We start from the raw sequence: 10,668 nt of genomic DNA, 5'->3' as shown, positions 1-10,668 counted from the left end.
CTGTCCCTCCGCCCTGGGACATTAATTTTGGTGATGGGACCGTTCGCCATGGCAGATGTGCAGGCAACCGAAAAAACACCGCAGGCGGAACGCTGGGCACTCGCTCGGCGCCTCCGAAAGTCCTGATGCACACTAACCTGCGGAAGACCGCATTCGCATCAGGCCCAAGGGTGCAACGGGCACCCGGCGTTCCGCACGCCCTCTCACAAGGGGGCGGGAATGCGAGAGACGACGGCGCCCCCGCGCCGCAAATAACAGGGGTGATGACGCATGTCTGAAGAGCAGTGGCTGTTTGACAGTTGAATCCGCATCGAACGTCGCGGCCTGCGCGTAACGCGCGCTGTCGTCGGCACCGTCCAGCCCACCACTTCCGGAAATCCTGACCTCCGCTTTTGTGAGAGCTCGCTGACCAGATTGGTAAACAGCTTAATCACTGGCGAAAAAGCTCCCGGCTGTGTTGCATCCATTCCGCTCTGTGAAATTCACGTCCGCAGCGTGAAATGTTGTCGCTTGCCAAGGCTGCCGTGAAAGGTCACAAAAAACTGAACTGGGACGAAACACCAATCGGAGAGACGTTTGAGCATCAAGGGCAAGGCATATATCGCCGGCATCTACGAACACCCGACCCGGCATGCGCCGGACAAATCCATCGCGCAGTTGCATGCCGAAGTCGCCAAGGGCGCGCTCGAGGATGCGGGCCTGACGCACAAGGACGTCGACGGCTATTTCTGCGCGGGCGATGCGCAAGGGGGCCTGTGGCCGATGGTCGACTATCTCGGCCTCAAGCCGCGTCACGTCGACTCCACCGAGACCGGCGGCTGCTCCTACATCATCCATCTCGGCCATGCCGCGCAGGCGATCGCTGCGGGCAAGTGCTCGATCGCACTCGTCACACTGGCCGGCAAGCCACGCACCGGCGCGATGCCGCCGCGTCTGCAGGGCGCTGAAGCCGATTTCGAGACCGCTTACGGTGCGACCACGCACAATGCCTATGGCATGTGTGCCATGCGTCATATGCACGACTACGGTACGACCAGCGAACAGCTCGCCTGGATCAAGGTCGCGGCCTCGCATCACGCGCAATACAACCCGCACGCGATGCTCAAGGACGTCGTCACCGTCGAGGACGTGCTGAACTCGCCGATGATCTCCGATCCGCTGCACCGCATGGATTGCTGCGTCGTCTCGGACGGCGGCGGCGCCATGATCGTCACCACGCCCGAGATTGCCAAGAGCCTGAAGAAGCCGCTGGTCCGCCTGATCGGCCACGGCGAAGCCATGAAGGGTCCGCGCGGCGGCAAGGATCTCGACCTCACTTACTCTGCCGGTGTGTGGTCCGGTCCGCGCGCGTTCGAGGAAGCGGGCGTGACGCCGCAGGACATGAAGTATGCGTCGATCTACGATAGCTTCACCATCACCGTGTTGATGCAGCTCGAAGACCTCGGCTTCTGCAAGAAGGGCGACGGCGGCAAGTTCGTCTCCGACGGCAACCTGATCTCGGGCGTCGGCAAGCTGCCGTTCAACACCGATGGCGGCGGCCTGTGCAGCAACCATCCCGTCAATCGCGGCGGCATGACCAAGATCTTAGAGGCCGTGCGCCAGCTGCGCGGCGAAGCCCATCCCAAGGTGCAGGTGCCGAATTGCGATCTGGCGATCGCCCATGGCACCGGAGGCCTGCTCGGCGTACGTCACGCCGCATCGACCGCTATTCTGGAGCGCGTGTAATGACTGAAGCCAAGAAGTATCCGACGCCCGCTGGCAATCCTGAATCGCAGCCGTTCTGGGATGCGGCCAAGGATGGCAAGTTTATGATCAAGCGCTGTACGACCTGCGGCGAAGCGCATTTCTTCCCGCGCGCGATCTGCCCGTTCTGCTTCTCCGACAAGACCGAATGGGAGCAGTCGTCGGGCGAGGGCGAGATCTATACCTACAGCCACATGCGCAAGTCGGCGACCGGCCCTTACGTGATCGCCTATGTGACGCTGAAGGAAGGCCCCTCGGTGCAGACCAACATCGTCGATTGCGATCCGGGCAGTCTGAAGATCGGACAGAAGGTGAAGCTGGTGTGGAAGCCCACCGACGGCGCGCCGCTGCCGTTCTTCACGCCGGCGTAGCGCTCGCTTTCTTCCCCTCTCCCCCAGCGTGGCGAAGCCGCGCGCCGCGGGAGAGGGTGGATCGAACGCTCTAGCGAAGCTTCGCTTCGCAGGGGCGTTCGAGACGGGAGAGGGCGGTGCTTGCCGCTACCCCTCTCCCTGCAAAGTGTGGAGTGGGCGCCTGTGCTACCCTCTCCCGCAAGGGGAGAGGGCGCAATTATTGGCGCCGCAAAGCAAAAAGAACAATCGAGGAGCGAGCTCAAATGCCCATCAACTACGAAGCCCTGATGGCGATGAAGAACATCGGCCAGAAGTATGCCTGGACCGATCGCGAAGTGATGCTCTACGCCTATGGCATCGGCATGGGCGCCGATCCGATGGACGAGCGTGAACTCGCTTTCGTCAATGAAGGCACCTATACGCCGCGTCCGCTGAAAGTCGTGCCGACCTATGCATCGGTTGCCGCATGGGGCTCGGGCCCGGGCGAGATGGGTCTCAACAAGCTGCTCGTCGTCGATGGCGAGCGCGACATCACCTTCCACAAGCCGCTGCCGGTGGCTGCGAAGATCACCGCCGATAGCAGCGTGCTCGGCGTGTTCGACAAGGGCGCCGACAAGGGCGCGGTGATCCTGCATCAGACGATCCTGCGCGATGAAGCCGGCGAGGCGCTGGCGACTTTGGTGGCCTCGCGTTTCGCCCGCGGCGATGGCGGCTTTGGCGGCAAATCGGAAGGCCAGCCCGAGCCGCATGCGATGCCGAAGCGCGCACCGGACAAGACGGTCGATATCACCACGCGGCCCGATCAGGCGTTGATCTATCGCCTGTGCGGCGACCGCAACCCGCTGCACTCCGACCCCGAATTCGCCAAGCGCGCCGGCTTCCCGCGTCCGATCCTGCACGGCATGTGCACCTATGGCATCACCTGCCGCGGCGTGCTGCAGACCTATGCCGACTACGATCCATCGGCCTTCAAGCAGCATGCGGTGCGGTTCTCGTCGCCGGTGTTTCCGGGCGAGACCGTCAGCATGGATTTGTGGAAGGACGGCAACGTCGTGAGTTTTGAAGCCAAGGTGAAGGAACGCGGCGTCACCGTGATCAAGAGCGGCAAGACGGTGCTGGCTTAGAACTCAATCCTCAAGACGTAAGACGTGGATGGCCGGGTCAAGCCCGGCCATGACGGAGCAAAACAAAAAACAAAATCATAAAAATACAGGGAGAACGTCATGGGTCTTCTCGACGGCAAGGTTGCCATCATCACAGGCGCCGGCGGCGGCCTCGGTGAAGCCTACGCAAAACTGTTCGCACGCGAAGGCGCATCCGTCGTGGTCAACGACCTTGGCGGCCCGCGCGACGGCTCCGGCTCCGATCTCTCCATGGCGCAGCAGGTCGTCGACGCCATCAAGAAGGAAGGCGGCAAGGCCGTCGCCAATGGCGCCGACATCTCGACCATATCAGGCGGCCAGTCGGTGTTCGACGATGCCATCAAGGCGTTCGGCAAGGTCGACATCCTCGTCAACAATGCCGGCATCCTGCTCGACCAGACCTTCGCCAAGGCCACGGAAGCTGCGTGGGACAAGGTCATGAAGGTGCATCTCAAGGGCACATTCTGCGTCACCCAGCCGGCCTTCAAATGGATGAAGGAAAATGGTGGCGGCGTCATCGTCAACACGTCCTCGACTTCCGGCCTGATCGGCAATTTCGGCCAAAGCAATTACGGCGCGGCCAAAGGCGGCATCTGGGGCCTGTCCAATGTGCTGGCCATCGAGGGTCGCAAATACAATATCCGCGTGTGGACGCTGGCGCCGGGCGCGCTGACCCGCATGACCGCCGACCTGCCGCGCTATATCGAAAATCCCGGCGCGGCCTTGGGTCCCGATGGCATCGCGCCGGCGGTGCTCTACATGGTCAGCGATCTCTCCGGTAGTCAGACCGGCAAGGTGCTCGGCGTGTCCGGCCCGCGCGGCGTCCGCGAGATGAAGATGATGGAAATGGAAGGCTGGAAACCGCCCCATGACGGCTGGAGTGCGCAGGACGTGGTGACCCATGCCGGCGAGATATTCTTCTCGGAGGAAGATACCAAACACGGCGCGCGGCGGTTCTAGGTCCATGACCTCAGGGATGCTCACGCTGCGCGCAGCGCATCCCGACGAGGCCGCAGCGCTGACCGAACTCTGCCTGCGCTCCAAGGCCGTCTGGGGCTATGACGCTGCCTTCATGGCGGCGTGCCGTGATGAACTCACGCTGACGCCTGAGACTTTTGGCAGCTCGCTACTTCAGGTCGCCGTCCGCGACGGACGCGTGATCGGCATGGTTCAGGTCGGGATCGCGGGCGAAGTCGCCCAGCTCGACAGACTGTTCGTCGAGCCGGATCAACTGCGATCGGGAGCAGGGCGCATCCTGCTGGACTGGGCAAAGGCAGCAGCGCGCCAAGTGGGTGCCGTGGTCATGATCATTGAGGCTGATCCGGGCGCAGCCGGGTTTTACCGCCGTGAGGGTGCGGTGGATGCGGGAACGGTCGCGTCCGGCTCGATACCGGGGCGATGCATTCCGAAGCTGTCTCTCGCACTTTGAAGCCTTGTTGATGGATGATAGTGTCCGGCCAGAATGTCCGTTCCAAGCGCCAATATCCAGAGAGTAACCATGAAACTGACCGCCAAAGCCGCCGGCACCTTCGCCATCGCACCGACCCCGTTCCTCGACGACGGCCGCATCGACGACAAGTCGATCGACGGCCTGACGGATTTCTATGAGGAGGTCGGCTGCAACGGCGTAACCGTGCTCGGCATCATGGGCGAGGCGCCGAAGCTGGAGGGGGCCGAGTCCGAGGCCGTGGCAACCCGCTTCATCAAGCGTGCTGGCGACAAGATGCAGATCATCGTTGGCGTTTCCGCGCCCGGTTTCGCTGCCATGCGCTCGCTGGCGCTGAAGTCGATGGATGCGGGGGCTGCCGGCGTCATGATCGCCCCGCCGCCGCATCTGCGCACCGACGATCAGATCACCAACTATTTCAAGCAGGCGGTGGATGCCATTGGCGATGACGTGCCGTGGGTGCTGCAGGATTATCCGCTGACCCTCACCGTGGTCATGACCCCCGCGGTGATCCGCAAGATCATCATGGACTCCAAGTCCTGCGTGATGCTGAAGCACGAGGACTGGCCGGGCCTGGAGAAGATCACCGCGCTGCGCAACTTCCAGAAGGACGGCAGCTTGCGCGAAACCTCGATCCTCACCGGCAATGGCGGCGTGTTCCTGGATTTCGAAATGGAGCGCGGCGCCGATGGCGCGATGACGGGTTATGCCTTCCCTGAGCTGTTGATCGACGTCGTCAATCTTCAGAAGAAGGGCGAGCGCGACAAGGCACATGATCTGTTCGACGCGCATCTGCCGCTGATCCGCTACGAGCAGCAGCTCGGCATCGGCCTCGCGGTCCGCAAATATGTACTGCACAAGCGCGGCGTCATAGCCTCGGCAGCGCAGCGCAAGCCGGGTGTCGCGATCACGGCGCAGGCGAAGGCGGAAGTCGATTATCTCCTGTCGCGCGTGGCTCGCTATGATAAGCGCGCGAACATCGCACCGCAGTCGAGCGCTGCGGGTTAATAACTCCCCAGAAGTGTCATGGCCGGGCTTGACCCGGCCATCCATCTTCAGGGTTGCCAAGTAAAAGATGGATGCCCGGATCAAGTCCGGGCATGACAAACGAGAGGTCGGCGATCGCCGGCACAACAGGCATCACAGAATGCCGATCAGGGAGAAACTGAATGCCAAGCGAGCCCGGCGTTGTGCGTCCTGCTTCCACCATCCTCCTGCTGCGCAAGGGTGCAACCGACGCCATCGACGTCTTCATGATGGTGCGGCACTATCAGATCGAATTCGCATCGGGCGCACTGGTGTTTCCCGGCGGCAGCGTCGATGCCGGAGATCGCGAGATCGGTACGCAGCCGAACCTATATAGCGGCGGTGACGGCCTCGATCCCGATGCGCTGGCTTTCAAGATCGCCGCGATCCGCGAGACTTTCGAGGAAAGCCGCATCCTGCTGGCGCGACCGCGCGGCTCTAACGACCTGATCGCCGCGACGAAGGCGAGCGCCATCGCCGATCAGCATCGCGATGCGCTGAACGAGGGCAAGGTCAAATTCGCCGATATCATCGCCGAGAACGATCTGGAGCTCGCGCTCGATCTGCTGGTGCCTTACGCACACTGGATCACCCCGGAAGGCATGAAGAAGCGCTTCGACACATGGTTTTTCCTTGCCGAGGCACCGCCCGAACAGGTCGGCATGCACGACGGCAAGGAGTCCACGGATTCGATCTGGCTGTCGCCGCGCGAAGCTCTGGAAGGCGGCGCATCGGGCCGTTTCACGCTGCCGTTCCCGACCACGCGCAATCTCATCAAGCTCGGTAAGCAGCCCAGCGTCGCGGGGGCACTCGACGACGCCAACCGCAGCACGATCGTCAGCGTCACGCCCATCGTCACGCGCGATGGCGACAAGCGCCAGCTACGGATTCCGATCGAGGCCGGCTATGACGGCGAGGTGTTCGAACTCACCGGCGCGCCATAGCGCGCTGGTCTATCCCGCTTTGGCTTGCGGCGCCGCGGCGGCATTCTCCCAGAATGGCCGCCGCAACTCGCGCTTCAGCACCTTGCCCGCACCCGACAGCGGGAACGGTTCGCTGCGCACGTCCACGCTGCGCGGGCACTTGTAGCCGGCGATCTTCTCCTTGCAGAAGGCGATGATCTCGGCTGCATTGACACTCGCACCGGGCTTCGGAATGACGAACGCATGCACGGTCTCGCCCCATTGCGGATCTGGAATGCCGATCACGGCGCATTGCGCCACGGCCGGATGTTGAGCAACGACGTTCTCAACCTCGGTGGAATAGACGTTCTCGCCGCCCGAGATGATCATGTCCTTCATCCGGTCGACGAGATAGATGTAGCCTTCATCGTCCATGTAGCCGCCGTCGCCTGTATGCATCCAGCCATCGATCACGGCCTTGGCGGTTTCCTCCGGTCGCTCCCAATAGCCCATCATGACGTTCTGGCCGCGGACCGCGACCTCGCCGACTTCACCATTCGGCACAGGCTTGCGATTGGCGTCGACGATACGCGCCTCGCAGCCGATCGCCGCGCGGCCACAGGCGCGTTGACGGTTCTTGGCGGTGGCTTCCTCGCCGAAATGTTGATCCCACGGCAGGTGCGTCGCCAGCGGCGACAATTCGGTCATGCCGTAGAGCTGATGGAATTCGGTACCGGGCATTCCTGCCATCGCGCGCTTCAGCAGCGCGTCGTTGATCGGCGAGGCGCCATACATCATGATTTTCAGAGATGAAAGATCGGCAGTCTGGAATGCGGGGTGATCGACCAGCATCTGGATCATGGTCGGGACGATCAACGTCGCCGATACTTTCTCGCGGGCGACGGTCTGCATCACCAGTTCCGGATTGAACACCCGGACGATGACATTGGTGCCGCCAGAGGCCAGTGAGGTGAACATCACGCCGCCATTGGCGACGTGAAACATCGGTGCGGCGTTGAGATAGACCGAGCCGTAAGGCAGCAGGCCTTCGCTCATCATGTGCAGCGAGTTGCTCATGATATTGCCGTGGCTCAGCATCACGCCCTTGGAACGGCCTGTGGTGCCGCCAGTGTAAAAGATACCCGCGAGATCCTCGCGTGTCCGCATCGCATCCAGCACGGGCTCTGTCGATTGGACCAGCTCATCGTAGTTGTGCGCTTCCGCGGGACCTTTTTCGTCGTCCGCATAGACCAGCGTGAGTGGCATCGCTTTGGCAAGTTCGACGCCCATGGCGGCGAAGGCGCTGTCGACGACAAGCGCCGTGGCACGGCAGTCGAGCAGGGAGTCGAGAATTTCGGCCTGGCTCCAGCGCACATTGGTCGGCACGATCACAGCGCCGGCCCAGGCGATACCCAGATAGAGTTCGAGATAGCGGTCGGAGTTCAGCATCAGCACCGCCACGCGGTCGCCGTGTTTGACGCCAAGCTTTTGCAGCGCACCGGCGAGCCGCGCAACGCGATCTCCAACCTCGCGCCATGTCCGGCGGCGATCGCCATCGATGGTCGCTATCGTCTGCGGGCTGGTCTGCAGCGCACGGCGCAGGCCTTGCGTGATATTCATGGCGCTTCCCCTCGGTATTGCGGATGCTGCGTGCATCTCTGTAGCGCGATCATAGCGATGGGTGAGGAGCGGGCAAGCGTAGCCAATCGCTTATATCTCACCAGATGGTTCAAAGGATTTGCGCGAGCTTTGCGATGCAAAACGCGTCAGAGAAAAATCTGGAACTGTTCTCATCTGTTGACGATTCAACTCCTGCGCGTAACATCGCGACAGGCCCGCCAGAGGCCATTGGGAGTGAAATGCATGAGACAGCTTGCTCGTCGGGGCGCGTCTTCGCGTCCATTTTTCAACGGGACACTTAACTCACATACAATACTGCACCGTTGGCTCCGAACATCCATCGCAGCAGCGCTTGGCGCGACGTTGTTGGGCGGTGCCGCAAACGCACAGACCAAGGGCACACCAGATCACATAAAGGCGGTTACATCGGCAATCGATAGCGCCGCGATCACAGCCAATACGGCGACGTCCAAGGACTGGCCGACTTACGGCCTTGATTATGCCGAGACGCGCTTCAGCAAGCTCAATCAGATCACGGCCGAGAACGTCAAAGATATCGGCCTGATGTGGACCTACAATCTGGAATCCATCCGCGGCGTCGAGGCGACGCCGCTTGTGGTGGACGGCATCATGTATGTGTCGGCGCCATGGAGCGTGGTGCATGCCGTCGATACCCGGACCGGCAAGCGGCTATGGACCTTCGATCCCGGCGTAGATCGCGAGAAGGGCTATCGTGGCTGCTGCGATGTCGTGAATCGCGGCGTCGCGCTCTACAAGGGCAAGGTGTTCGTGGGGGCTTATGACGGCCGGCTGGTCGCACTGGATGCCGCGACCGGCACGAAGGTCTGGGAGAAGGACACCGTCATCGACCGCAAGATGTCCTATACGATCACCGGCGCGCCGCGCGTGTTCAACGGCAAGGTGGTGATCGGCAATGGTGGCGCCGAATATGGCGTGCGCGGTTACGTTACGGCCTATGACGCTGAGACCGGCAATCAGGCATGGCGCTGGTTCACGGTGCCCGGTGATCCGGCCAAGCCGTTCGAGGACGACTCCATGGCTGCCGCGGCGAAGACCTGGGATCCGGCCGGAAAATACTGGGTCAATGGTGGCGGCGGCTCGGCCTGGGATACGATCACCTTCGATCCCGACCTGAACATGGTCTATATCGGCACCGGCAACGGCTCGCCGTGGAATCGCAATCTGCGCAGTCCGGGAGGCGGCGACAATCTCTATCTCGGCTCGATCGTCGCGCTGAATGCCGATACCGGGAAATATCTCTGGCACTATCAGGAAACGCCCGGCGACAACTGGGACTATACCTCGACGCAGCCGATGATCCTGGCCGATCTCACCATCGACGGCGCACAGCGCAAGGTGGTGCTGCACGCGCCGAAGAATGGCTTCTTCTTCGTCATCGACCGCACCAACGGCAAGTTCATCTCTGCCAAGAACTTTGTCGATGTAAACTGGGCCACCGGCTACGACGCCAGCGGAAGACCGATCGAGGTGCCGGAAGCCCGCTCGCCGGACAAATCCTTCGACAGCATTCCCGGACCGTTCGGTGCCCATAACTGGCATCCGATGTCGTTCAATCCACAAACCGGTCTGGTCTATCTGCCGGCGCAGGGCGTGCCTTTGAACCTCACGGGCGAGAAGGCGCTGGTGCAGAATGCGCCGGCGGAGAACAAGTTCGGCGGCACCACCGGCTGGAATGTCGGCTTCTCGCTCAATGCGGCGCCACCGAAGAATCTGCCGTTCGGGCGTCTCATCGCCTGGGATCCGGTCAAGCAGAAAGAAGCATGGCGCGCTGAATACATCGCGCCCTGGAATGGCGGTACGCTCACGACGGCCGGCAATCTCGTGTTCCAAGGGACCGCGGACGGCCGGTTCATCGCCTACAATGCCAAGACCGGCGAGAAGCTCTGGGAAACGCCGGTTGGCACCGGCGTGGTGGCTGCGCCTGCGACCTATGTGGTCGATGGCGTGCAATACGTCTCGGTGGCGGTCGGGTGGGGCGGCGTGTTCGGCATCACCCAGCGCGCGACGGATCGTGAGGCGCCCGGCACGGTCTATACCTTTGCCATTGGCGGGAAGGCGCCGTTGCCTGCCTTCACCAAGTACCAGATCGGCAATCTGCTGACCGGGGTCAAATACGATCCCGCTCACGTGCCGGAGGGGACTTCGATCTACGTTAATGCCTGTGCGACCTGCCACGGTGTGCCGGGTGTGGATAAGGGCGGCAATGTGCCCAACCTGGGCTATGTCCCCACCGAGACCATCACCAACCTGAAGGACATCGTCTTCAACGGGCCATTCAAGGACAAGGGCATGCCTGATTTTACCGGCAAGCTCACGGAAGCGGATGTGGTCAAGATCCAGGCCTTCATCCAAGGCACGGCCGACGCGATTAGGCCGAAATAAACACCATGCTGGAC

Annotated in this window: 9 protein-coding genes; 8 read left to right on the top strand and 1 reads right to left on the bottom strand. The window is 62.1% G+C overall.

Going from position 1 to position 10,668, the window contains the following annotated elements; translation table 11 throughout:
- Nucleotides 1–576 precede the first annotated feature (576 nt).
- The 7 genes from AC1DUY_RS04135 (at nt 577) to AC1DUY_RS04105 (ending at nt 6,652) form a co-directional block, all read left to right on the top strand.
- On the top strand, nt 577–1,725 hold the full coding sequence (locus AC1DUY_RS04135) for a thiolase domain-containing protein (protein ID WP_089267251.1): 1,149 nt from the start codon (nt 577–579) through the stop codon (nt 1,723–1,725).
- On the top strand, nt 1,725–2,114 hold the full coding sequence (locus AC1DUY_RS04130; RefSeq protein ID WP_089267252.1) for a Zn-ribbon domain-containing OB-fold protein: 390 nt from the start codon (nt 1,725–1,727) through the stop codon (nt 2,112–2,114). The genes AC1DUY_RS04135 and AC1DUY_RS04130 overlap by 1 nt, the downstream gene beginning before the upstream one ends.
- A gap of 242 nt (nt 2,115–2,356) precedes the next feature.
- On the top strand, nt 2,357–3,217 hold the full coding sequence (locus AC1DUY_RS04125) for a MaoC family dehydratase (RefSeq protein WP_315841733.1): 861 nt from the start codon (nt 2,357–2,359) through the stop codon (nt 3,215–3,217).
- A gap of 99 nt (nt 3,218–3,316) precedes the next feature.
- Nucleotides 3,317–4,195, top strand: coding sequence for an SDR family oxidoreductase (locus AC1DUY_RS04120; RefSeq protein ID WP_478112392.1), 879 nt, complete (start codon nt 3,317–3,319; stop codon nt 4,193–4,195).
- Nucleotides 4,196–4,199: 4 nt separating this feature from the next.
- Nucleotides 4,200–4,664 carry a GNAT family N-acetyltransferase gene (locus AC1DUY_RS04115; protein ID WP_231080870.1) on the top strand — a complete coding sequence of 155 codons (465 nt, stop codon included), beginning with the start codon at nt 4,200–4,202 and terminating at the stop codon, nt 4,662–4,664.
- A 69-nt stretch (nt 4,665–4,733) separates the two neighbouring features.
- On the top strand, nt 4,734–5,690 hold the full coding sequence (locus tag AC1DUY_RS04110; protein WP_478112389.1) for a dihydrodipicolinate synthase family protein: 957 nt from the start codon (nt 4,734–4,736) through the stop codon (nt 5,688–5,690).
- A 161-nt stretch (nt 5,691–5,851) separates the two neighbouring features.
- Nucleotides 5,852–6,652: an NUDIX hydrolase gene (locus tag AC1DUY_RS04105; protein ID WP_478112387.1), complete on the top strand. Its 801-nt coding sequence runs from the start codon at nt 5,852–5,854 to the stop codon at nt 6,650–6,652.
- Nucleotides 6,653–6,661: 9 nt separating this feature from the next.
- On the opposite strand, the gene AC1DUY_RS04100 is transcribed toward AC1DUY_RS04105, so the two are convergent.
- Nucleotides 6,662–8,230 (bottom strand): long-chain-fatty-acid--CoA ligase, encoded by a 1,569-nt coding sequence (locus tag AC1DUY_RS04100; RefSeq protein WP_478112385.1) that lies wholly within the window; start codon nt 8,228–8,230, stop codon nt 6,662–6,664.
- Between the two features lie 243 nt (nt 8,231–8,473).
- Between AC1DUY_RS04100 and AC1DUY_RS04095 the strand changes: the two genes are divergently transcribed.
- The gene (locus AC1DUY_RS04095) at nt 8,474–10,654 is read left to right on the top strand and encodes a PQQ-dependent dehydrogenase, methanol/ethanol family (RefSeq protein ID WP_478112383.1); all 2,181 of its coding nucleotides are present in this window, start codon (nt 8,474–8,476) and stop codon (nt 10,652–10,654) included.
- Nucleotides 10,655–10,668: the final 14 nt, after the last annotated feature.

The organism is Tardiphaga sp. P4_G1 (assembly GCF_056401215.1).
Note: the sequence above shows the minus strand (reverse complement) of the source record. Positions and strands in the feature narration are given on the sequence as shown.

Bases quoted from the DNA above. Each gene is read 5' to 3' on its own strand.
- AC1DUY_RS04120 (WP_478112392.1), top strand. From the start codon at position 3,317: ATGGGTCTTCTCGACGGCAAGGTTGCCATCATCACAGGCGCCGGCGGC.
- AC1DUY_RS04115 (WP_231080870.1), top strand. From the start codon at position 4,200: ATGACCTCAGGGATGCTCACGCTGCGCGCAGCGCATCCCGACGAGGCC.
- AC1DUY_RS04105 (WP_478112387.1), top strand. From the start codon at position 5,852: ATGCCAAGCGAGCCCGGCGTTGTGCGTCCTGCTTCCACCATCCTCCTG.
- AC1DUY_RS04130 (WP_089267252.1), top strand. From the start codon at position 1,725: ATGACTGAAGCCAAGAAGTATCCGACGCCCGCTGGCAATCCTGAATCG.
- AC1DUY_RS04100 (WP_478112385.1), bottom strand. From the start codon at position 8,230: ATGAATATCACGCAAGGCCTGCGCCGTGCGCTGCAGACCAGCCCGCAG.
- AC1DUY_RS04095 (WP_478112383.1), top strand. From the start codon at position 8,474: ATGAGACAGCTTGCTCGTCGGGGCGCGTCTTCGCGTCCATTTTTCAAC.
- AC1DUY_RS04125 (WP_315841733.1), top strand. From the start codon at position 2,357: ATGCCCATCAACTACGAAGCCCTGATGGCGATGAAGAACATCGGCCAG.
- AC1DUY_RS04110 (WP_478112389.1), top strand. From the start codon at position 4,734: ATGAAACTGACCGCCAAAGCCGCCGGCACCTTCGCCATCGCACCGACC.